We start from the raw sequence: 23850 nt of genomic DNA on the forward strand, positions 1-23850 counted from the left end.
TCATGTCCAACTCGCAACGCCCTACGTATAGCTATCGCCCCATGACCACGGCCGATGTGCCGTTGGCCCACGCCTTGTCCGTACAGCTGAAATGGCCCCACCGCCTAGAGGAATGGGCCATGTTGCAGCGCATCGCGCAGGGTTTTGTCGTAGAAGATGGAGGTCGCCTGATAGGTACCGCGTTCACCTGTGCGCAGGGAGATTACGCCACTATCGGCCTGGTGATCGTGAGTGATGAGTACCAGGGCCAGGGTATCGGTCGCAAGCTGATGGAACTGGCACTTGAGGCTTGCGGATCACGTACCGCCATGCTCAATGCGACGTTAGCCGGTGCCCCACTTTATGCCAGCCAGGGATTCATTGACTTTGGACATATTCAACAACATCAGGGGCATGCACTCTCCCCTGTACCAAATGTTCTTCCAGCCGATGAGCGCTGCCGTCCGCTGACCGAAGCCGATAGAAACGATCAAGTCGTACTGGCCAACGACGGCAGCGGCCTGAACAGGCACGCCGTGCTCAATGATCTATTCGATGTTGTCGAACACTCGGTCGGCATCGAGCGCGAGGGTCAGCTACGCGCCTTCGCCATGCTGCGCCCATTCGGCCGTGGTCGCTGCATCGGCCCGGTCATCGCGGAAAGTCCAGAGCAGGCCAAGCACTTGATCGCGGTGTTGTTGGCCCGAGTTCCGGACGCATTCGTGCGCATGGATATACCGTCCGATAGCGGACTGGCCCCTTGGCTGGAAGAAGCCGGGCTGAAGCAGGTCGACACCGTTGCGCAAATGGTTCGTGGCACCCCACCGCAGGCTATCGGCGCAGTGCGCCAGTTTGCGCTGGTGACTCAGGCCATCGGCTGACTACCCCCCCGCAAATCCATACAACGCCACACGACGCATATTTCTGGAGCAACTCCTTCATGCAAGAGCCCACTGCAGTGCTGCTGGCACACGCCGATGGCAGCCCCGTTTCAACAAAATTTACCCCCGGCTCGCTAGGGGCCAACGATCCGTTCGACAGGCACATTGCATATGTCGGGACGGATGACATTGCTGCCGGCGTGGTCCAGGCGAGTGGACAATTCAGCGTCAATGAATATCCCTACAGCGAAATGATCGTGGTACACACAGGACAAGTCACCCTGCAGAGTCAGGATGGCACGCTCCAACTCAATCCCGGTGATAGCGCAGTGATTGCCCGAGGTACATCTCTTCAAGTCGAAGCGCAACCCAACTCTCTCTGGGCATTCTGCGCCGATACTCAGCTCGTTGCCGCGTGCAATCCCGGATTAACGCCTCTCCCCCCGCTAACCCTGCTATCTCCCTCGGCAGCACCGGATGCAGAAATCCTGCTAAGCCCGGCACCTCAATGTCGCTCGCACAATGTGTTTGTCGAAGAAGCGACCAACCTGCGTATCGGCGTCTGGGACTCGACACCCTATACCCGCAAGGCGAGGCCGCACATGCTGCATGAACTGATGAACCTGCTCGAAGGCAGTGTGACCCTCCAGATAGCGGACGGGACGCATCTGACGGTCAACACTGGCGATACAGTGTTCGTGCCCCGAGACGCACCATGCGCCTGGAACAGCAGCACCTATGTGCGCAAGTTCTACGTCGTCAAATAACTCGAACCGCCTTAGCGCCGGCAGATGGATTTCTCCTTCGCCGGCCCACCACAAAACAGATCAATTGCTTGCGGAGTACAGACAATGGGATTGGGTGGCTTCAGTACCGGAAAACTCCTGATCATCCTGTTGATCGTGATCATGCTGTTCGGAACCAGGCGCCTGAAAGGCTTGGGGTCAGATCTCGGCGACACGATAAGGGGGTTCCGCAAATCCATGGGCGACGATAAGCCAGTCACTGAGCAGCCCAGGGACCCGCCCATTGACGCTCAGGCACGCACGCTCGAAGACTCGGTAAAAAAATACTAACCCCTAATCTATATCGTCTTTAGCGAACGGCTATTGGTGGTCCAGACAGCTCTGAAGAGATCACTAATCGTGCCATTGAAGCTCGTCGGCGTGGCGAATGCCCAAGCCCAAGTAAACAATTCAAACAGAGGTGAGAAGCGAGAATGGAAGTGCAGCTGATGTCAGACAAGTCTGTCGCTGAGGAAGCATTCTGGGAGCGCGTTTGCGCAGCCTATCCTGAGCAGCGCCCCTTATTGAACCTGAACAACGCGGCAGTGAGTCCGCCACCGCTGGTGGTAGAGCAGGCTATGATTGATGCCTATCGGCTGATCAGCCACAACCCGGACGTCAATATGTGGAGCAAGCTCGACGCCGAGCTCCCCACGATCAAGCAACAGCTGGCTGACATGGCCGATTGCGATCCCGATGAGATCGCCCTGAACCGCAACTCATCCGAAGGCTTGTCGACAGCCATCTTCGGCATTCCATTGAAGGCCGGCGACCAAGTGCTGGTCTCACTGTGGGACTATCCGAGCGTAATAGCCGGATGGTTGCAGCGTCAGCAGCGCGAAGGCATCGAAGTGGTGACCGTCGACTTCGACCTGATGGACGATGAGAATGTCATCGTGGAAGCTTATGCACAGGCAATTACCCCGCGTACACGGGTGATCCAGCTGACCCACATGCTTCATTGGACCGGGCGAGTCCTGCCGGTCAAGCGCATCTGTGCGCTAGCCAGAGCGCGGGCAATTGTCACTGTGGTGGACGGTGCCCAGACGTTTGCGCAGATGCCGCTCAGCTTCCGTGAACTGGATTGCGACTACTTCATCACCAGCCTCCACAAATGGCTGGGGGCGCCGGTTGGCAATGGCATGCTAATTGTCAGGCGCGACCGAATCGACAGCACTTGGCCGTTGCTGGGGCCTTTCGATCCGCCGCCGCTTCAAATCGACAAATTCGACCACTGGAATCTCGGCACCTATAACTCGGCGATACAGGCGGGCATTGCCCCGGCTATCCGTTTCCATACACAAATCGGCACGCGAGTCATTCACGCGCGCCTACAGGAGCTGACCCGTTACTGGGTTGACCTCGCCAAAGACATTCCTGGTTTCAGGCTCCACACGCCACTTGATACCGTCGAGCTGGGCGCAGTAAGCCTGTTCTCTATCGATCAATGTGATGCTCGATGGGTTGAGCAGGAGCTTCGAAAAACCCACCAGGTGCATGTCAAGTTCCGCCAGATCGGGCACATCAGCGGACTTCGGGTGTCGCCGAGCATCTACACGAAGAAGAGCGATCTAAGCCGCTTTGTTGAGGCGCTAAAGCAGGTGGTTGCAAGCAGGTAACCCCGGTGGGCCAGGGGATACACTTGAGACCCGCAGAGGCAGTGGCCCCTGAAGGTAGCTTGGGTGTGTTCCCCCCACCGCTGCTAGATGCCATCACCCGGGGAGTACAAAGGGTTAACCAAATCGTAATTCTTTGTCAGGCGCTCGATGCTGCCATCACGCTCCAACTCCGCCAGAACCTTATCGAGACGCTGCATGAACTGGGGCTTGTAAGGATAAGCCGAAGCATTGAGCCGGGTATAACCAAGGTACCCCGCCTCACCGGAGAGCCAAGGTCCTTCGACTAGCCAGTTGAGATCGTTCTGGGCAAAGACGCCCTCGCGTTGCATCTGCTCAAGTTCCCATTGGACCGAAAGGCGGTCATTGATATAGACATCTATTCGTCCATGATAGAGCCTGGCCAGGTTGGTACGATTGTCGTTGGCATAACTCTGCTTCAAGGCACCTGTAGCGAGCATGCTTTGGTAGTACTGATCGTCAATGCTCATGAACCCTCTGTTCATGCCAATACGTAGACCGCTATAGCCGAACGGGAAGTGTTCGACCGGTCGTATTCGCGCCAATTCTGCGCGTACAAAGACAACTACCTTTTCCCTCAATATAGGCCGTGAGTAGTCCATCCAGGGCCGTGCGAGGGGGCGATAGTAGGGTGGATAGAGAGCAAAGGCGCGACCGCTGGCCACTTCTGCCAGGCCACGCGCCCAGGGTACGGGACGAATGTGCACGTTGTATTCCGGCATGCGGGTAAAGGCTTTGCGCAGAATATCGGTGTAAAGCCCTTTGGCTTCATCCCCCTCGGCATAGCTGTATGGCGGATAGCCAGCGTCACAGAGAATGACCACGTCTATGGGGGCGCTCGCCCAACTCTTGGCGTGTATGGCGCAGCCCACCAAAATCATCAATAACAACCGCATACTCGCCTTCCTTCACATTCCTTTGATCCCTCTTCTCTGGATCTTCGCAACACTGAAGGAAAGAGCCGTTAGAAGCAGTTCCACTGTGCAGGCGCTCAGCAGGGCACCTTGAAAAGAGACTGTCAGAGGGGTATTGGCACACGATAAAAAAAGCCCGCAGTGAGACGGGCTAAAAGGGTGAGACACAAGAAGGGGTGGAGCTCTCCAGCCGACCTGTTGTTATCTGGAGTTAAAGCGCCGCAGCGATGGCCATACCGACATCCTGGGTCGAGCCTTGTCCACCCAAATCAGGGGTGATCGGCCCCTCGGAGATGATCTGCTCGATAGCCTTGAGAATGCCGTCATGGGCCGCACGGTAGCGCTCATCGCCATTGCCCAGGAAGTCCAGCATCAAGGCACCGGACCAGATCATCGCAATCGGGTTGGCGATGTTCTGTCCATAGATATCCGGCGCTGAGCCATGGACCGGTTCGAACAGCGAGGGAAAGCGCCGCTCCGGATCGAGGTTGGCCGAGGGGGCGATGCCGATAGTACCGGCGCAGGCCGGTCCCAGGTCGGACAGGATATCGCCGAACAGATTCGACGCCACCACCACATCGAAACGATCTGGTTGCAGCACGAAGCGCGCACAGAGAATGTCGATGTGTTGCTTGTCCCAAGTGACGTCCGGGTACTTCGCGGCCATTGTCGCCGTGCGCTCATCCCAGTAGGGCATGCTGATGGAAATGCCGTTGGACTTGGTGGCCGCGGTCAGACGTTTGCGCGGCCGGGTCTGGGCCAGATCGAAGGCGAACTTGAGAATCCGGTCCACGCCGCGCCGGGTGAACACCGACTCCTGCAGCACGAACTCATGCTCGGTGCCTTCGAACATCTTGCCGCCGACCGACGAATACTCGCCCTCGGTGTTCTCGCGGATCACCACGAAATCGATGTCCCCGGCTTCGCGCCCGGCCAGCGGGCACGGCACACCAGGAAACAGCCGCACCGGACGGATATTCACGTATTGATCGAAGTCACGGCGAAACTTCAGCAGCGAACCCCACAGGGAAATGTGATCCGGCACTTTATCTGGCCAGCCCACGGCGCCAAAGTAAATCGCATCGAAGCCCTTGAGTTGTTCGAACCAGTCGGCAGGCATCATCTGCCCGTGTTCCAGATAGTAATCGCAGTGGGCCCAATCGAGCACTTCGATGCTCAAGTCCAGCTGCCATTTCTTCGCGGCCTGCTCCAGTACCCGCAGCCCTTCAGGCAAGACTTCCTTGCCGATACCATCGCCGGCAATCGCGGCGATTCTGAATGGTTTACTCATCAATCGTGGCTCCTCAATGTCCTGTTCAAACGGTGACCGGATCACAGCCCACCGATGTGGAAGGCTTTGACTTCTAGGTATTCATCCAGGCCGTATTTGCTGCCTTCACGGCCCAGACCCGATTGTTTGATACCGCCGAATGGGGCGACTTCCATGGAGATGAGCCCGGTGTTGAGACCGATCATGCCAAACTCCAGCGCCTCACCGAAGCGCCATGAACGGCGCAAATCCTGGGTGAAGAAATAGGCGCCCAAGCCATAAGGCGTGGCATTGGCCAGGGCCAGCGCTTCTTCTTCACTGGTAAAGCGCATCAGCGGTGCGACTGGGCCGAAAGTTTCTTCGTTAGCCAGCAACATCCCGGCATGGGCCTCACCGAGCACCGTCGGCTGGACGAACTGGCTGTCGCCCTCGGGGACGCCGCCACAGAGCAGACGGGCTCCCTGACTCAAAGCATCGTCGATATGTCGAGCGACCTTGCTCACCGCCGCCGCATTGATCAGTGGACCGATGGTGACGTCGGCATCCAGACCATTGCCGACCTTGAGCTTGCCCACCTCCTCCACCAGACGCTGGGCGAAGCGCTCGTAAATCCCGTCCTGCACCAGAATCCGGTTGGCGCAAACGCAGGTCTGGCCGGCGTTGCGGAACTTGCTGAGCATGATGCCGCCCACTGCCTGTTCCAGATCAGCGTCGTCGAACACAATGAACGGCGCGTTACCGCCCAGTTCCAGACTCAAGCGCTTGATGTGTTCGGCGCTCTGGCGCATCAGCAGCCGACCGACAGCAGTGGAACCGGTGAAGGAGATCTTGCGCACCGTCGGGTTGCCTGTCAGTTCTTCGCCGATGCCGGCGGGCATACCGGTCACTACGTTGAACACACCGGCCGGAATGCCGACGCGCTCGGCGAGCACCGCCAGAGCCAGGGCGGACAGTGGAGTCAGATCCGAGGGTTTGACGATGACCGGGCAGCCGGCCGCCAAAGCGGGTGCGCATTTGCGGGTGATCATCGCGTTGGGGAAGTTCCACGGGGTGATCGCAGCGCAGACGCCAACCGGCTGCTTAAGCGTGAGCAAGCGGCGGTCGCCGCTGGGTGCCGGGATGGTTTCGCCGTAAACCCGACGGGCTTCTTCGGCGAACCATTTGACGAAACTGGCGCCATAGCGGACCTCGCCCTTGGCTTCATTCAGCGGCTTACCTTGCTCGCAGGTCATGATCAACGCGAGATCGTCCAGGTTGTCGATCATCGCCTGATACCAGCGTTCCAGCAGCGCCGCCCGTTCTGCCGCCGGGCGTGCGCGCCAGGCCGGCCAAGCGCGTTCGGCAGCGTCGATGGCGCGTCGGGTTTCGCTGCCTTGCATCGCGGGTACGCGGGCGAGCAACTGGCCGCTGGCCGGGTCGATAACGTCCAGGGTGGCGGCGTTGTCGGCGCTGATCCACTGACCGTCGATGTAAGCGAGTTCTACCAGCAGGCTGGGGTCTTTCAGGCGATTGTTGAGCATGGTCGAGTCCTGTTCCGAGACAGGCTTCAGTCTATTGTGTCGCCACAGACGAGGATGCTGAAAGCGCCGCCCGGGCAGCCTTGAATGCTGAAAATCAGCATTCGACAGCAGGCTCTACTGTTGGTTTGTGAGGGCTTTCGTCCCGGTTCCCGTTGCCGAGACGCAGCGAGCCCCGGTCAGACGACAAAGTGCTTGACCATGCCATTCAGCTCGCTGGCCAAGCCCGCGAGTTCCCGGCTAGAGGCCTGGCTCCGATTGGCGCCAGCTGAGGCCAGTTGGGAAACATCACGGATATTGAGCAGGTTGCGATCCACCTCACGGGCTACATGGGATTGCTCTTCGGTGGCACTTGCAATACATAGATTGCGTTCGTTGATCTGGGCGATGTCGTCTACGATGGCATTCAGTGCCGTGCCTGCCGCACGGGCGACCTCCAAAGTTTCCCGGGTTTTACCATTGCTGCTCTGCATGGCTCGCAGGGTGCCTTGACTGCTTTTTTGCACCGAGCCGATGATGGTCTCAATCTGTTTGGTCGACTCCTGGGTTCGTTGCGCCAAGGCCCGGACCTCGTCGGCCACCACGGCGAAACCCCGTCCGCTTTCGCCCGCGCGAGCCGCCTCGATTGCCGCGTTCAAGGCGAGCAGATTCGTTTGTTCGGCAATGCCGCGAATCACATCCAACACCGAGCCGATGTCACCTATCTGGCCTGCCAGGGTTTGCAGGGCGCTTGCGGTATCCTCGATATCCTCGGTCAACGATTCGATGGCACCGACTGTACGGCTGACGCTCTCTTGCCCCTGACGCGAACGCTGGTCTGCGGCTTGGGAAACCTCCGAGGCCCAGGCGGCATTCCGCGCAACGTCTTCGATCGCACCCGTCATCTCTGTGACCGCAGTGGCCGCCTGGTCGAGTTCAGCGCTCTGCCGTCGCACACCACGGGTGGCGTCATCGGTCACTGAACTTAACTGAGCGGACGTCGTGGCCAGTCGCTCGGAAGAACTCAAAACCTGCCTGACCGTACTACGCAGGTTCATTTGCATGCGCTCAAGCGCCTGCAACAGGCGCGCCGCTTCATCCATACCAACGATATCCAATGGTTGGGTCAGGTCACCCTCGGCGATACGCTCGGCTGCTGCCATGGCCATCGCCAACTGTTTAAGCAGACGCAGCACGATCAAAGTGGCCAAGGTACCGCCAGCTAACAGCAGCGCCAGCAAACCTGTGGACATCAGGATGACGCTCTGCCGGCCGCTGTCGCGACGCTCTATCAGCGCTTCATCGAGCGCCGTCGCCGCTGAACGGCCAAGGGCGTACAAGGCGTCAACGGGTTTACTGTAAGCAGTCAGATAGTCGCCGACCGGATAACTCAGCTTAAGCGCGTACAAGGCATCGGTAGACTCGTTATTTCCGGCGGGACTTACGCTGGGCGCGAAATCCATGTCCATTTCGACGGCCGATACCAATCGCGCATTGCTGAGTTCAAGCGCCTGCTGGATTTGCGGTCCTAGCGCCGTTAGCGGCGCTTCTAGCAGAGCCTTGAGTTCCGGCTCGGCGGCACTCGCCTTGGTCAAGGCACGTATCGTCTTGTCAACGCTGCTCAGCGCCTGGGTAGCCAAACCACGCAGTGCACCTTGTTGCTCAGGCAGGATCCGGCCCTGCGCCAGATACAGGCCGCCGGCACCCCGCAACTGACCTAATAACTCGGTGGCTTGCGGCAATTCGATCAAGGCACCCGCCATCAGCGAGTAAGTCCCTAAAACCGGATCCAGGGAAAGTTTGAAGTGATCGAGCATTGCGTCTTCGATCAGCAGGTAGCATGCGATCAACTGGCTATGACGGGCCAGGCTCTGCGGGCCCTTGACTGAGGTCTGAGCAACCTGGCCGGCCAGCTCTTGCCATTGTTGCTGCGCCTGTCGCCAGGCAGCCAGAATGGTGGGGGACACTTGGGCCTCCTGTAAAACCCGATCGGTTGCCTTGATGGCGCGATCCACTTCGGCCTGTTTATCCAGACGGGCTTTGTGGAAGTCCCGGTTGCCGGCCAGCGCGACGGATGACAAATCGCGATGCTGCTGCGTCAAGTGGATAAGCTCGAGCAACGCCTGCACCGGTCGTACGCCGCGAAGCTCCTGATTTGTCTGGTAGCTACTCTGATAGGCGCCAAGTACGTAAAGGCAGGTTGGAATGGTAATCAGGGTCACGGCTAGCAAGCCGAGCAAGACGAACTTGCCAGAGAATGACAGGCGCTCAAGCACTTTCATGGGGGGGACTCCGGAAGGGTTGCGAGTGGCTGGCGGTTTTTCTTAATAGGCGCAGTCAAGCAAGCCTGGGAAGCCTTTCTCAGCACTTCCCACACTGTCAGTACGATGAGCGGGTGAACTCAAGCTCGGGACGTCACGCGTTCCTGGACGCCATTCCATAAAGGGGCCATAAGCGCGGTGAGCGAGTGTTCGGAGTAGGCAAGCGAAACACTAAAGCCGCATCGAGCCCAATAACCCTTGTAGAAAGTGCTCGCCGGCTTCCATCTGGCTGATCTCGATGAACTCGTCAGGCTTGTGTGCCTGTTCTATCGAGCCTGGGCCACAGACCACCACCGGCACATCCAGGCGTTGTTTGAACAACCCGCCCTCGGTGCCGAATGAGACTTTGGCGGTGCCGGTGTCCGGGGCGGCGAAGTTTTTCAGAAAACGCACCGCTTCGACGCTCGGGTGGGTATCGAGGCCCGGATAGACGTTCAGGGTTTCGATCTCGATATCCGCCACGCTGGACAGCTTTTTGGCTTCGCGAACGATCAGCTCGGCCCGTTCGCGCATCTGCTCCAGGAACTGATCGAGGTCGTCCGCCGGCAAGTTACGCACTTCGAAATCCAAGGTGCACAGGTTCGGCACGATGTTCAGCGCCTTGCCGCCGACAATCTGCCCGACATGCACGGTGCTGTAGGGCACGTCGTATTCGGCATCCCGAGCGCCCTGCTCTTGCAGTTGCTGCTGGCCCTGACGCAGCGCAGCGATGAAATCGCAAGCCACGTGAATCGCATTAACCGAGCGTGGCGCCAGGGAGGAATGGGCCTCCAGGCCGCGACAGTAAGAGCGGTAAGAACCCTTGCCCTTGTGCCCAAGAACAAACTGCATGTTGGTCGGCTCACCGATCACGCACAGAAACGGCCGCACCGGCGCCAGATGCAACACATCCAGTAAGCGTCGTACACCCACGCAGCCGATTTCTTCGTCATGGGACAGCGCCAGTTGCAACGGCCGACTCAACGGATGATCGGCGGCATCGAGCATGGCGTCGATAGCCAGTGCGACAAAACCCTTCATATCGCAACTGCCACGGCCATAGATCCGACCGTCCTGCACGGTTGCCTGAAACGCCGGAAAGGTCCAGGCCTGCCCCGCTGCCGGCACCACGTCGGTATGGCCGGACAGCAGAATCCCCGGCACCTCCCGCGGACCGGTACTGGCAAACAGGTTGGCCTTTTTGCCGCTGGAGTCTTTGACGATCAGCGACTCGATGCCCTTGGTCAACAGCAGATCGCGCACGTACTCAATCAAGGCCATGTTCGATTCCGAAGAAACGGTTTCAAAGGCCATCAGGCGTTTAAGAATGTCCAGTACACGGGGCTTCATGAGGCCTTGCTCCGTTGCTCGACTGAAGAGGCGAACCGGTTGATGGAGAACGGCAAAATCGAAGTGCTGGTGCTGCCGGTGCTGATCAGCTCGGCCATCACGTCGCCGACGCCCGGGCCAAGTTGGAAGCCATGACCGCAGAAGCCGAACGCATAGAACAAACCATCAACGGTGCCGCTTGGCCCCATCACGGGCAGTGAATCAGGCAGGTAACCTTCGATACCACTCCAGACCCGAATGATGTTCAGGTTGCCGACACCTGGCAGCAGGCGACGCATCTGATCGAACTGATTGAGAATGCTGCGCGGCTCGACATAGGCCCGGCGGTTGAGCATGTCCGGTTCGCTGCGATAGCCGCCACCGATGATGATGTTTCCACGAGGTATTTGGCGGAAATAAATCACTTCCTCGGGAATCTTGGTATAGACACCGAGCACTGTCGGCAAGGCGTAAGGCACTGGCTCGGTCACGGCCATTTGCGGACCATGGGTTTCCAGCGGCACCGGCTCGCCGAACTGCGCCGAGAGTTTTTGGCCCCAGGCGCCAGCGGTGATCAACAGCTGAGCGGCGCTGAACTGACGACCGTCGGTGGTGCTGATGTGGAACTCACCGCCGATCTTATGCACCTCGGCCACTTCCGTGCGCTCTTCGATCCGCGCACCGAGGCGTCGTGCTGCACGGGCAAACGCTGGGGCCGCCAGACGCGGATTGGCGTGACCATCGTGGGGGGCATAAGAGCCGCCCTTCACATCCGGGCCGAGAAATGGAAAGCGCTTGTGCAACTCGTCGCCACAAAAGATCTTCAGGTCCAGCTGCTCCGCCTCAGGAGCGTCTGCGTAGGCTTGCAGCTCGGCGATCTCGTCTTCGCGGTAACACACCCGCATATGCCCGCTGGCGATGAATTCCAGGTCATCGTCGATCAGCTCCGGCAAACGCTTCCATAACGCCCAGGAACGATTGGCCAGTTCCAGCTGCCCGAGAAAACGCCCTTGACGTCGCACGTTGCCGAAATTCACGCCGCTGGCGTACTGACCGATCTGGTCTCGCTCCAGCAAGATCACCGACTGCCCGCGCAGGCGCAAGAAAAACGCCGCCGCTGAGCCCATCAGGCCGCCGCCAACAATCACAACATCGGCTTTCTGTACCGTCATGGCGACACCTCCTCGGTGAGTATCGAAAGGGGTTTAACCGGCGCCTGACCCCGTTGTCGGCCGACCTGTTGCACGCTGACGCCCGCGGCAGCGGCAATCACCTCTGCCCCGGCTTGCGAGCAATAACGCCCCTGGCAGCGGCCCATGCCGACCCGGCTGAAGGCCTTGGCCCGGTTGACTTCACAGGCCCCCTTCTCACTGACGGTCCGACGCAACTCGCCGGCCGTGATCATTTCGCAGCGGCAGACGATCGCCTCATCCGGTAGCGCTTTGGCCTGGGCGGAAGGCCAGGGAAACGCCTGTGCCAGACCGAGGCGAAATTCATCCATCACCGCCAGGGCATGGCGTTGTTCGTCGCGCAACCCGACGTTTATCGGTTGCTGCTGATCCTCCAGCAGCGCCATGGCCACCAGGCGCCCGGCGTGCTCGGCGGCATCGGCGCCGCGAATCTTCGAACCGTCACCGGCGGCATACACGCCGCTGACCGAGGTCCGGCCGTCTTCATCCGTAGCCAGCCACCATTGGCTCGACGCTTCATCGAAGCGCATACGGCAACCGGCCAGGTCGGCCAATTGAGTTTCCGGGCGCAGGTGATAACCCAGCGCGACGGCATCGCAATCCACCGTCAAGGTCTCACCACGTGCCGTGCGCACGCGTACGCCACTGACACCGCTGGCCGCATCGCCCTGCACTTGAAGCGGCGAAATGCCCAGATGCACCGGGATCTTCGCGCGATACAACTGCGCCAATAACTTCATCCCAGTGAACAGCAACCCCGGGCGTGCCAGCAGTTTCGGCATGGCAAGGATGCGTTTGCTCAGAGGCGAAGTGTCGAGCACTGCCGCGACCTTGGCTCCCGCCTTCACATACTGACTGGCAACCAGATACAGCAACGGCCCGCTGCCCATGAACACCACGCGGTGGCCGATGGACACAGCCTGAGATTTCAGGGCGATCTGCGCACCGCCGAGACTATACGTGCCCGCCAACTGCCAGCCTTCGATCGGCATCAAGCGGTCGGTGGCACCGGTGCAGAGGATCAGCGCGTCGTAATCCACTGTCGAATGCTTGCCCTGGCTGACACAGCACAGTTGCCCCGGTGTCAGGTTCCACACCAGCGTGTCCGGGCGATAGTCGATCTGCCCGCGCAAGCGATCGAAACTCTGGTGCAGATCGTTGGCCTTGGCGGCTTCGGTACCATACAGCGTGGCGTAATCCCGGGTAAAACCTTCAGGCTGGCGACGGTAGATCTGCCCGCCATCCCGGCGATTCTCGTCGATCAGGATGGGCTTGAATCCAGCGGCGACCAGGGTTTCGGCACAACGTGTGCCGGCCGGTCCGGCGCCGACGATAACGACTCGATGAGTGCTCAGCCGCGCAGTGGCCATATCGCCTCCGGTTGTGTGGTGACAATATCCAGGCCTTCACGGACCTCATTGGAACACGCGCGTAGACGCTCGCCGCTGCGGGTCCAGACCCAACAGTCCTGGCAGGCTCCCATCAGACAGAAACCGGCGCGCCGACCCGGATCGAACTCCGACTGGCGCAACGCCGAGCCCTGAGTCAGCAGCGCGACCATCAGCGTATCGCCTTGCAATGCTTCGATGGGCATGCCGTCCACCTTCAGTTTGACGGTTGGCCGATCCTGTTCGGCCAGCCTGACGAAACGCCCGTTCATGCATAGGCTCCCACGATCATGTTGTTTGAATACTGCTGAGTTTTTATCAACTCCGCACTGTCGTGATGGCAAAGGATTTCACTGCCGCCAACAATCATCCGGCGGTCCGGCGGGACGCAATTACACAGACCGTCAACCCGCACAGGACAGCGATTGAGGAAGGTGCACAGCCCTGGCACATTGGCCTTTGCACCTATGGGCGGCAGCGTGCCACAGGTCGTTGTTCCGCAGCTTTCCAGCCAGCCCTGGCGCAACTCCGGAACCGAATGGATCAACAGGTCGGTATAGGGATGGAATGGTGCTTCGGCGTACGATTGTCGAGTACCGGCCTGAATCTTGTGGCCGCTGTACATCACCACAATGTCGTCGCACAGGGCTCGCACGGTGGAGATGTCATGGCTGATGAACAGATAGGACACCCCCAGCTCCTGTCGCAGGTCGCGCAGCAGTTCGAGAATCGCTGCACCGACCACGGTATCCAGTGCCGAGGTCACCTCGTCGCAGAGAATCAGATCCGGCTTGGCCGCCAGGGCCCGGGCCAAATTGACCCGTTGTTTCTGCCCGCCGGACAGTTCGTTCGGACGACGTTCAGCCAGCGTGCGCGGCAAACGAACGAGATCCAGCAACTCACCGATACGCTCGCGCAAAGCCGCACCCTTGAGGCCGAAATACATCTTCAGCGGGCGACTCAAAATAGTGCTGACACTGTGCATCGGGTTGAGTGCGGTGTCGGCATTCTGAAAGACCATTTGAATGCGTCGGAACTGCTCGTCGGTGCGCGACGACAGACTGCCACCCAGGGGCTGGCCATCGAAGGTCAGCCCGCCGAGGGCCGGCGCCAACAACCCGGCAACCACCCGTGCCAAAGTCGACTTGCCAGAACCTGACTCACCGATGACGCCAATCGCCTGGCCCCGACGCACGGTCAGATCAATGTCCTCCAATACGAGGATCGATGGCATGCCATGCGAGTTTTTGTTGCCGTAACCGGCGGTCAGACCCTGAATGGTCAGCAAAGGCGTGTCTTCAGCGACACCGCAGGGTGGACGGATAGTGGTGTCCGGCCGTGCTGCCGCCAGCAAGCTGCGGGTGTATTCGTGGGCCGGGCCTTTAAGCAAGGGTGCTGTGGCGCTCTGCTCGAAGATCTCACCGCCATTGAGCACCACGATCTGATCGGCCATCTGCGCCACTACCGCCAGGTCGTGGGATACGTAGACCGCCGTCGCGCCACGTTCACGGACCACCCGTTTAAAGGCGCGCAGCACATCGATCTGGGTGGTCACATCAAGTGCCGTCGTCGGTTCGTCGAGCACCACCAGCAATGGATCGCTGATCAGCGCCATGGCCGCCATTACACGTTGCAGTTGCCCGCCGGAAACCTGATGAGGGTAACGCTGGCCAATGTGATCGGGGTCTGGCAGGGCCAGGTCGCGGAACAACTCGATGGCCTTGGCCTCAAGCACAGTCCTGCTGCCCAGGCCATGAATCAACGCGCCCTCCACCACTTGGTCGATAAGTTTTTTCGCCGGATTGAACGCCGCGGCGGCGCTCTGAGCGATGTACGACACACGGTTGCCGCGCAAGCCTTGCAGCTCGCCTTCGCTCAACGCCAGCATGTCGTGTTCGCCGATCTGCACCACCCCGCCCGCCAACCGACAACCGCGTCGGGCATAACCGAGTAACGCCAGGGCGATAGTGGTCTTGCCGGAGCCGGACTCACCGATCAATGCCAGCACTTCGCCTTTCTGCAGGGAGAAGCTTACGCCCTTGACGATTTCCACCTCACCAAGCTCACCACAGGCGACCACTCGCAGGTCCTGAACCTTAATTAACTCACTCATTTCAATGACCTCCCGAACGTCGACTACGTCGCGACGACAGTCGGTCGATAAACAGATTCACACCGATGGTCAGGGTGCCGATGGCCAAAGCCGGAATCACGATGGCAGGCGCACCCTGGTTGAGACCGCCGATGTTTTCGCGCACCAGCGACCCGAGATCGGCATCCGGCGGTTGCACACCCAGGCCAAGAAAACTCATACCGCTGAGCAACAACACGATGAAACCGAAGCGCAGCCCCAGATCTGCAAGCACCGGGTTGAGCATATTCGGCAGAATTTCCACGCAAGCCACATACAGCCGGCGCTCGCCACGGGTACGAGCTACCTGCACGTACTCCAGCGCCTCAATGTTCACCGCCATGCTGCGGGCGATGCGGAATGCACCCGGGGTGAAGCTCAATACCGCCGTGCAGATCAACAAGGTGACCGAGGAGCCGAAGGCCGAGACCATGATCAACGCCAGCATCTTGCTGGGGATCGAAATGAAGGCGTCCATCAAGCGACTGATCAACTCATCCAGCCACTTCGGCGACACCACCGACAGCAACGCGAAGCTGGTCCCCAGACCGCTGGCCAACACCGCCGCCACCAAGGCCAGGCCGACGGTGAATCGTGCGCCGACGAGGATCCGGCTGAGCATGTCGCGGCCCAGGTAATCGGTGCCGAACGGGTAAGCAGCGCTCAGGTTGTCGAAGACATTGTCGGAGACCACTTCCCCCACCGGATGCGGTGCCAGCCATGGGCCGAAGATGGCCACCAGCAACCAGATCACACACATCGCAGCGCCGATCAGGCCGAGCCAGGACGATCTGTGGGAAACCTTGCCCAGCGCCAATTTGGTGGTAGCCGGCGATTTCACAATGAGATTGTTCATTGATTTCTCAGCCTCGGATTGGAAAGAATCGCGCACAGGTCGGCAATCAGCACCAACGTCAAATACGCCGTACAAAACAACATGGTGCAGGCTTGAACCAGGGCCATGTCGCGGTTGGTCACGGCATCGACCATCAGGCTGGCGATGCCGGGGTAGTTGAAGATCGTTTCAACGATCACCACCCCGCCCAACAGGTAAGACAGGCTCAAGGCGATGGCATTGGCGATGGGCCCGATGGCGTTGGGCAAGGCATGGCGTAGAACGATCCGAATCTTGCTCACACCTTTGAGCCGGGCCATTTCCACGTAAGGGCTGTCGAGCTGATCGATCACCGCCGCCCGGGTCATGCGTGCCATTTGCGCGACAATCACGCAGCACAGCGTCATCACCGGTAAGGCGTAAGTGCGCATGAATTGCCAGGGTGACGTGATGTCACTGGCGTAGGACAACGCCGACAACCAACCCAGGTTCACCGCGAAAATCAGCACCGCCAGGGTCGCAACCAGAAACTCTGGCACAGCCACCATGGTCAAGGTAAAAAAGCTGAGGACACTGTCGATGCGCCCGCCCCGGCCCATGGCCGAACCGATGCCCAGAATCAACGCCACCGGCACTGATACCAGCGCCGTGGCGGCCGCCAGCATCAGGGTGTTGGGCAGACGCCCAGCCATCAAGTCTCGGACCGGCATGGCGTTGGATACCGACTGCCCCATGTCACCGCTGAGCAGGCTCATCAACCAGTGCAGGTAACGCAACACACCGGGCTGATCCAGCCCCATTTTCAGGCGCAAGGCTGCCACCTGCTCGGGCGTGGCGAATTGCCCCAGAGACTGTTGTGCCGCGTCTCCCGGCAGCACCGCCGTGATGGCGAACACCACCATGGACACAATCAACAAGGTCACGATCGCCGCGCCCAAGCGCCGGCCGATCAACCACAGTGTGTTGCTATTCATCACCCTATCCTCATGCAATGTAGCTGCAGCAAAAACCCGACTTTCATCAAGCGTCCAGCCAGACCTGCTCGGCAAACATGTACCCCATGAAACCGCCTAGAGGGTTGGTGCCGTAGCCCTTGACTCGCTGATCGGCGGCATCGATGTTGCTGATGAACACTGGCACGCCGATACCGCTGTGCTCATGCACCAGGGTTTGCATATCTGCGTACATCTTGCCGCGCTTGGCCTCGTCGGTTTCACCTCGGGCTTGTACCAACAGCTGGTCGAACTGTTCGTTTTTCCAGCCGGATTCATTCCAGGGTGCTGTCGACTGGAAGAACTGCGAGAAAAGCATGTCGGCATTGGGGCGCGGGTTGATGTTGCCGAAGCTCAGCGGGTGCTTCGCCCAGTGATTGGACCAGTAGCCATCGCTCGGCAGACGGTTGACGTCGAGCTTGAGTCCAGCCTCTTTGGCTGACTGCTGCAACAGCACGGCGATGTCCACCGAACCGGTCGCGGCCGGCGAGCACATCAGCGGCATAGTGATGCTTTCCATGCCAGCCTTTTTGAGCAGGAACTTGGCTTTTTCCGGATCGTAGGCACGTTGTGGCAGGTCGGCGTTAAAGAAGCGCGCACCCGGTGCGATCGGGTGATCGTTGCCAACCCGGGCGTAGCCACGGAATATCGCCGACTTGATTTGCTCGCGGTCCATCAAGTATTTCATGGCCTGCGTGAACTCCGGGCTTTGGCCCGGCATCTGGTCTTGACGGATAATCAGGTCAGTGTAGTTACCCGACGGCGAGTCCACGACCCGATGCTTGGGGCTGGCCTTGATGCGAACCGTTGAGCGCGGGTTAACCTCGTTGCATATGTGCACGTCGCCCGACAACAGGGCGTTGATCCGTGACGACTCATCGGCGATTGAGATAAATTCGATCTCGTCCAGATAGGGCAAGCCGGGTTTCCAGTAATTGGTATTGCGCACAGCAATCGAACGCACCCCGGGCTGGAACTCCTTGGCCTTGAACGGACCGGTACCGATGCCCTGGCTGAAATCGCTCGTACCCTCGGGAACGATCAACATGTGAGAGACGGCAAGAACCGACGGCAATTCAGCATTCGGGCCGCTCAATTGTATCTGCACTTCGTGGGTACCGACGGCCTTGACCTCGGCGAACTGCGACGCCAGCGGCAGGACCTTGGAACCGGTGAGTGGATCCTTGTGCCGCAACAGCGAAAACACCACGTCGGCGGCGGTCAGCGCCTTGCCGTTGTGGAAGGTCACTTCCTTACGCAGGCTGATCACCCAGAGCGTGGCGTCAGTGGTTTCGATACGCTCGGCCAACTCCAGTTGCGGCACCATATGACTGTCGAAACGCGTCAGACCGTTGTAGAACATGTAATGGCGCACGTAGTCGGTGGACCCTGAACCTTTGGCCGGATCCAGAGTGTCGGCGGTGGAACTGGACGAGCCTGCGACGCGGATACGACCGCCGGGCTTGCCTTTGCCAGGGCTTGCAGCCTCATCATCGGCAAACAGCTTGCCAGCGGCGCCGAACAGACTACTGGCGCCCGCGACAGCCACCCCGGCCAACCCCAGCATCTGCAATGCATTGCGGCGTGACATGCCGCGATTGAGCCCTTCGAAAACGCGCAGACTTTCTTCACCGGTGATCAGCTGGGAGTCGATATTCTTTTTATTGTCAGTCATGTCAGTCCTACCTTTCGTCATTGATAAGGCTCGAGTGCTGGCGATTAAGCGCAGCGTGGTTGAAACGTAAAACAAACTCCATGAACTCAGTGCAGGTAGTCCTGCAGGCGGTAATACGCCCCCACCAGAGGCAGGAACCAGGGTTTTCCGAAATGCCCGGGAATGGCTGGCCAATCGAGTTCGCGCCACGGATTGGCCTCAACCTTGCCGGCCATTACCTCAGCCATGACCTGCCCCATGTGCACCGACATTTGCACCCCATGACCGCTGTAACCCATGGAGTAATAAACCCCTCCATGCTGCCCGGCGCGGGGTAACCGATCGGAGGTCATATCCACCAGGCCACCCCAGCAGTAATCGATCTTCACGCTAGCCAGTTGCGGAAACATCTGGACCATCGCCGCCTGCAATACCTTGCCGCTCTTGGCGTCGGAAATGCTGTCGGACATGGCAAACCGGGCACGACCGCCAAACAGCAAGCGGTTGTCCGGCGTCAGGCGGAAGTAGTTACCGATCATGCGGCTGGTGACATAGGAACGCCGTGCCGGTAGCAAGCTGTCGATCAGGGCCTGCGGTAGCACCTCGGTGGCGATCACGAAACTGCCCACCGGCACGATCCGCCGCCGATACCAGCCCAATCCGCCCTGCTGGCAAGTGCCTGTGGCCAGCAGAACCTGCGTGGCGTGTAGCGAGCCCTTGGTGGTATTGACCTGATAGCCGCCGGCACTGGCTTTCCAGTCCGTCACTGACACGCCCTGAAAGATCAATGCGCCGTGACGAGCTGCCGCCTCGGCCAACCCAACACCGAAGCGCCCGACATGCATCTGCACGCCGTTACGCTGCAGCATGCCTCCATGGAACTGGGCCGAGTTGGCTTCAGCACGGGCTTCTTCTGGAGAGAGCAACTCGACCTCGGCGTCGACCTCCCGCCGAATCAATTCGCAGGTGCGCGCCAAACCTTCGTAATGCATCGGTTTGGCGGCCAGCTTCAGCTTGCCATTGCGCTTGAGGTCGCAGGCGATCTGCTCCTGCTCCACCAACGAAACGACGCTCTGTACGGCGCTTTCATAGGCTTGGTAATAAGCACGCGCCTTATCAGCGCCAAGGCTGGCGCTGAGTGCCGCGTAGTCTTGGGCAACGCCAGTGCTGCAGTGGCCACCATTGCGCCCCGAAGCCTCGCCAATCACCCGCCCTCCTTCCAGCACCACCACACTGGCCCCCTTCAAGGCCAGGGCTCGGGCCGCGGCCAGGCCAGTGAGACCACCACCGACGATGGCCACATCGACCTGCCCGGGCAATGCGCCGAGCTGTGCACCGGTGAATTGCGGTGCGGTATCGAGCCAATAGGACTCACTGCCCATGTCTAACCCCTTTTGCCTTGAAGAGTGCCTTGAGACTTAGAGACCGACCAAACCGGGCAATGCGCCGATATCCGGAATCTGGTGGTAGCCATAAACGGCATTCGCCGGCTGCTCATGACCACGAGCAACGAAGGCTTTGTTTTTGATCTTCATGTCGTTGGCCGGCATCAGGTCGTAACGGAAGCTCGAGGACACGTGCAGAACGTCCTCAGGCCCGCAACCGAGGTTATCGAGCATGAACTCGAAGGCAGCCAGGCGCGGCTTGTAGGCCTGGGCTTGCTGGGCGGTGAAGACTTTATGGAAAGGTGCGCCGAGCTTGTCGACGTTGGACATGATCTGCTCGTCCATCGCGTTGGAGAAAATCACCAACGGAATCTTGTCGGCAATTTTTGCCAGGCCAGCCGGTACATCGGCATGTGGACCCCAAGTCGGTACGGCGTCGTAGTAGAGCTGGCCTTCGCCCTTGTACTCGACACCCCAACGCTTGCAGACGCGCGCCAGGGCGGTCTTGATGATTTCATCATACGGCCGCCAGTCACCCATCACCTGATCCAGGCGATAGGCAGAGAAGTCCTTGACGAACTGATCCATTTGCTCGAAAGGGACACGATCAGCGAACAGTTCGCGCGTCATGTTCCCCATTTGAAAGTTGGTCAACGTGCCGTAGCAGTCAAAGGTAATAAACTTGGGTCGAAGAAAGCTCATGAGTGCGGTCCTTATGATTGTTGAGGTCATGACGGGGCAAGCAGTTACTCCGCTCTGGAAGCATCGGTGCAACGCTGCATCACGGATTTATTACAACACCAAGAGACCATGCATAAACTGTTAAAAGTATAGGCTGCTTGGTACAAACCACCGTTTTGCAGGGCTTGCTCAGCAGACTTTGCGGGACGCTCCAGACTCGGGCGCTCAACCCCCTGCTCTTAAGCCTTTGCGGGCTTTTATGGTGCGCTGGTAAGCCACGCACAACGCCATGTGCGGCAGTATTTATGACTTACGGAAGGAGAAAGAGAGCTTTCGTTGAGGATGCGCCCGCTGATTGTGCTGCGAGGTGAGGCGGGGGCTAATTAAGAGTCATGCGCTATGGGACAACCTTGCTTCTATCAGCGATAGGCGTGACATACCGGTCAAAGCAACATCTGTATGCGTCGCGATAGCTCTACAAAGGTGGCGCGTTGCACGATGCATCACCACACCCCCACCGGCCTATCTATATGCCCCATCACCGCCACCGATGTGCCTACGAACGCACTGACCAGGAATGGTCTCACTGGGCGGTCTATCAGAAGGTTTACTGACGAAATCGGTTCAACTTGCTCTCATACAAAGTCAGCCTGACAGAAACAGCAGATTCTCCCTTGCGAACCTGAAGAACAGCACATTTTATCTGGCCCGCTTTGTTAGCTTATTGAGAAGACCCGGCATAGCGATGTCCTAGTCGCCACCGCGATGTTCTGGTGATTTGCCAATCCCAAGGCCACCTTCGGCTTGGTCGTTTATTTCAGCGGCCTTGCAAGGTCGCGAGCCAGACCGCCCTCTGCTGCTTGCAGTGCCCATCACCGCTCTAGGGAGCCAGTTAGATGACAATACAATCTTCGAATAGCTACAGCGTTGATCCGCAAACGTCTCACAAATTTTATATCAATGGCTGTTGGTCTTCCCCGGCAATTCCGGCAAGTTTGCCCGTGGTAAATCCGGCAACTGAAGAGGTCGTCGCAGAGGTCGCGCAAGGCTCTGCCGAGGATGTTGATCGGGCAGCAGCTGCGGCGCGTGCAGCGTTTCCTGGTTGGTCTGCTACCTGCGCAGAGTCGCGCGCGCTTGTCCTTGGAAAGATCTACGATCTCATCCTTGAACGAAAAGAGGTGCTCGCGCAGGCTCTCTCTCTCGAAATGGGCGCTGCCATCAGTTCCGCTCGGGCAATGCAAGTGCCTCTCGCGGCCGAACACGTTCGGGTCGCCCGTGACCTCCTGTCCACTTATCGCTTCCGGACGATTGAAGGGGGAACCGCGATTGAACGCGAACCCATCGGCGTCTGCGGTCTCATCACTCCGTGGAACTGGCCGCTTTATCAAATCACCGCGAAAGTCGCCCCGGCTATAGCTGCCGGATGCACTGTGGTCCTCAAACCAAGCGAACTGTCGCCTCTGAGCGCCCTTCTTTTTGCACAACTGGTCCACGACGCGGGCCTTCCACCTGGCGTCTTCAACCTCGTGAACGGAAGTGGTCACGAGGTCGGCGCAGCAATCGCTGCGCACCCAGATATCGATATGATTTCGATTACCGGCTCAAACCGCGCGGGCGCGCTGGTCGCGCAGGCAGCCGCCCATACGGTGAAGCGCGTCACGCAAGAGCTGGGAGGCAAATCTCCGAACATTCTGCTTCCCGACGCCGACTTTGCCAAAGCCGTTCCATTAGGAGTGATGTCGGCATTCCGCAACGTCGGACAATCGTGCAGCGCCCCGACACGAATGATCGTACCTAAGGACCGGCTGGCGGAAGTCGAATCGCTGGCAGCCGAAACCGCCAATGCAATCATCGTGGGTGATCCGCAATCCGAAGATTCAGTGCTCGGTCCCATTGCCAACGAGGCCCAGTTCAATCGCGTGCAAGCCATGATCGAGGCTGGCTTGAGAGAGGGCGCAAAACTCGTTTGCGGCGGACCTGGACGTGTGCCAGGTTTTGAAAAGGGCTTCTACACTCGACCGACAGTATTCTCCGACGTAGATACCGCAATGCGGATCGCCCAAGAAGAAATTTTCGGGCCGGTGCTGTGCATTATTCCGTATGAAACGATCGATGAGGCGGTCGTTATCGCAAACGATACGGTATACGGACTGGGCGCCCATGTTCAATCTCAGAACCTCGATCTTGCTCGTGCAGTTGCCTCTCGTATCCGCGCGGGACAAGTGCATCTGAATTACCCCGCTTGGAATCCAATGGCTCCATTCGGTGGTTACAAACGTTCTGGTAATGGTCGTGAGTATGGTGTCTACGGCTTGGAGGAGTATCTAGAAACCAAGGCAATCATTGGGTTTGGCGGATCACTTGATAGTACTTCCCGCACGTAGAACTCATTCACATGTTCGGTGCCGTCCAATTCGGCTAACCGCTGATGCGGACGCCCATTGCGCAGATCGGTAGCTTACGCTTTTTGCGCCAACAGAATGCGTTCGATGTCGATGTAATGAAACTGACGCACCCAGGCTAGGCACCAGTTCGTTCAGCCCCCTTGCAAGTCACCAATGAACAGCAGGTCGGAGCCGATGTGGTTGCAGGCATAACAGGACAAGGTCGGCGCTGGCCTGGCCGTATTCGAATGCTGCGAACGTCTTCTGTCGGGCGTAGCCATCGCCCGGGTCCCATTTTTCTGATATCAAAGCGGAGGATCGATCTTTTAGATGCCAGTCGATCAGTTTTGCGAAAACCTCTAAACCACCCGATTTAGAATCCCAAAACCGCTCAGCTTTCGTGGACTGACCGGCCTTGGGGCTGTCTTACAACAACTCTTTCAAGGCTATGCCTCTAGCTCGCGTGCAAAACCCTTATGCAATTCACCGCCAGTTTCTCTTCCTCCAGCCCCCTTCCCACTTGGCAATGAACAGAGTCGTAACACCGTACCGATGACGTTGATCAACGCCCCGCCCTCGGACACGAATCAGTAGAGCGCAAGTACCAACACCTGCCCTG

General features: G+C 59.0%; 19 protein-coding genes and 1 pseudogene. 5 read left to right on the forward strand and 15 right to left on the reverse strand.

Features of this window, described 5'->3' with window-relative positions; translation table 11 throughout:
- Window positions 1-2 precede the first annotated feature (2 nt).
- The 4 genes from PMI31_RS06970 to PMI31_RS06985 all read left to right on the forward strand — a co-directional run bounded on the left by PMI31_RS06970 (window position 3) and on the right by PMI31_RS06985 (window position 3264).
- Complete coding sequence (locus PMI31_RS06970; RefSeq protein ID WP_008017097.1) at window positions 3-860, forward strand: GNAT family N-acetyltransferase; 858 nt, start codon at window positions 3-5, stop codon at window positions 858-860.
- A 59-nt stretch (window positions 861-919) separates the two neighbouring features.
- Complete coding sequence (locus tag PMI31_RS06975; protein WP_008017101.1) at window positions 920-1627, forward strand: cupin domain-containing protein; 708 nt, start codon at window positions 920-922, stop codon at window positions 1625-1627.
- An 84-nt stretch (window positions 1628-1711) separates the two neighbouring features.
- A complete protein-coding gene (gene tatA, locus PMI31_RS06980; protein WP_008017102.1) occupies window positions 1712-1936 on the forward strand; it encodes a twin-arginine translocase TatA/TatE family subunit in 225 nt (74 codons plus the stop codon).
- 143 nt (window positions 1937-2079) lie between these two features.
- A complete protein-coding gene (locus PMI31_RS06985) occupies window positions 2080-3264 on the forward strand; it encodes an aminotransferase class V-fold PLP-dependent enzyme (protein WP_008017103.1) in 1185 nt (394 codons plus the stop codon).
- A gap of 83 nt (window positions 3265-3347) precedes the next feature.
- Here the strand turns inward: PMI31_RS06985 and PMI31_RS06990 are convergent, their stop codons facing one another.
- The 15 genes and pseudogenes from PMI31_RS06990 to PMI31_RS07055 form a co-directional block, all read right to left on the reverse strand.
- Window positions 3348-4178: a substrate-binding periplasmic protein gene (locus tag PMI31_RS06990; protein ID WP_008017104.1), complete on the reverse strand. Its 831-nt coding sequence runs from the start codon at window positions 4176-4178 to the stop codon at window positions 3348-3350.
- Window positions 4179-4407: 229 nt separating this feature from the next.
- Window positions 4408-5487 (reverse strand): tartrate dehydrogenase, encoded by a 1080-nt coding sequence (locus PMI31_RS06995; protein ID WP_008017105.1) that lies wholly within the window; start codon window positions 5485-5487, stop codon window positions 4408-4410.
- A gap of 41 nt (window positions 5488-5528) precedes the next feature.
- A complete protein-coding gene (locus PMI31_RS07000; protein WP_008017107.1) occupies window positions 5529-6986 on the reverse strand; it encodes an NAD-dependent succinate-semialdehyde dehydrogenase in 1458 nt (485 codons plus the stop codon).
- A 176-nt stretch (window positions 6987-7162) separates the two neighbouring features.
- Complete coding sequence (locus PMI31_RS31830; RefSeq protein ID WP_443216990.1) at window positions 7163-8026, reverse strand: methyl-accepting chemotaxis protein; 864 nt, start codon at window positions 8024-8026, stop codon at window positions 7163-7165.
- Window positions 8021-9244 (reverse strand): annotated as a pseudogene (locus PMI31_RS31835) (nitrate- and nitrite sensing domain-containing protein); the annotation flags it as partial. The gene PMI31_RS31830 and the pseudogene PMI31_RS31835, both read right to left, overlap by 6 nt.
- 210 nt (window positions 9245-9454) lie before the next feature.
- Complete coding sequence (gene argE / locus PMI31_RS07010; RefSeq protein WP_008017109.1) at window positions 9455-10612, reverse strand: acetylornithine deacetylase; 1158 nt, start codon at window positions 10610-10612, stop codon at window positions 9455-9457.
- On the reverse strand, window positions 10609-11763 hold the full coding sequence (locus tag PMI31_RS07015) for an NAD(P)/FAD-dependent oxidoreductase (protein ID WP_008017110.1): 1155 nt from the start codon (window positions 11761-11763) through the stop codon (window positions 10609-10611). The genes argE and PMI31_RS07015 overlap by 4 nt, the downstream gene beginning before the upstream one ends.
- Complete coding sequence (locus PMI31_RS07020) at window positions 11760-13151, reverse strand: FAD/NAD(P)-dependent oxidoreductase (RefSeq protein ID WP_008017111.1); 1392 nt, start codon at window positions 13149-13151, stop codon at window positions 11760-11762. The genes PMI31_RS07015 and PMI31_RS07020 overlap by 4 nt, the downstream gene beginning before the upstream one ends.
- The gene (locus PMI31_RS07025) at window positions 13133-13441 is read right to left on the reverse strand and encodes a (2Fe-2S)-binding protein (protein WP_008017112.1); all 309 of its coding nucleotides are present in this window, start codon (window positions 13439-13441) and stop codon (window positions 13133-13135) included. Before PMI31_RS07025 ends, PMI31_RS07020 begins: the two co-directional genes overlap by 19 nt.
- The gene (locus PMI31_RS07030; protein WP_008017118.1) at window positions 13438-15282 is read right to left on the reverse strand and encodes an ABC transporter ATP-binding protein; all 1845 of its coding nucleotides are present in this window, start codon (window positions 15280-15282) and stop codon (window positions 13438-13440) included. Before PMI31_RS07030 ends, PMI31_RS07025 begins: the two co-directional genes overlap by 4 nt.
- Before the next feature lies 1 nt (window position 15283).
- A complete protein-coding gene (locus PMI31_RS07035; RefSeq protein ID WP_008017119.1) occupies window positions 15284-16156 on the reverse strand; it encodes an ABC transporter permease in 873 nt (290 codons plus the stop codon).
- A complete protein-coding gene (locus PMI31_RS07040; protein WP_008017120.1) occupies window positions 16153-17109 on the reverse strand; it encodes an ABC transporter permease in 957 nt (318 codons plus the stop codon). Before PMI31_RS07040 ends, PMI31_RS07035 begins: the two co-directional genes overlap by 4 nt.
- Before the next feature lie 46 nt (window positions 17110-17155).
- Complete coding sequence (locus PMI31_RS07045; protein WP_008017121.1) at window positions 17156-18802, reverse strand: ABC transporter substrate-binding protein; 1647 nt, start codon at window positions 18800-18802, stop codon at window positions 17156-17158.
- An 86-nt stretch (window positions 18803-18888) separates the two neighbouring features.
- Window positions 18889-20163 carry an NAD(P)/FAD-dependent oxidoreductase gene (locus tag PMI31_RS07050; protein WP_008017122.1) on the reverse strand — a complete coding sequence of 425 codons (1275 nt, stop codon included), beginning with the start codon at window positions 20161-20163 and terminating at the stop codon, window positions 18889-18891.
- 36 nt (window positions 20164-20199) lie between these two features.
- Window positions 20200-20868, reverse strand: coding sequence for a haloacid dehalogenase type II (locus tag PMI31_RS07055; RefSeq protein WP_008017124.1), 669 nt, complete (start codon window positions 20866-20868; stop codon window positions 20200-20202).
- 875 nt (window positions 20869-21743) lie between these two features.
- Here PMI31_RS07055 and PMI31_RS07060 point away from each other — a divergent pair.
- Window positions 21744-23231 (forward strand): aldehyde dehydrogenase family protein, encoded by a 1488-nt coding sequence (locus tag PMI31_RS07060; protein ID WP_008017129.1) that lies wholly within the window; start codon window positions 21744-21746, stop codon window positions 23229-23231.
- The last annotated feature ends 619 nt before the right edge of the window (window positions 23232-23850 follow it).

It is taken from the genome of Pseudomonas sp. GM55 (assembly GCF_000282395.1).
GTDB lineage: Bacteria > Pseudomonadota > Gammaproteobacteria > Pseudomonadales > Pseudomonadaceae > Aquipseudomonas > Aquipseudomonas fluorescens_CC.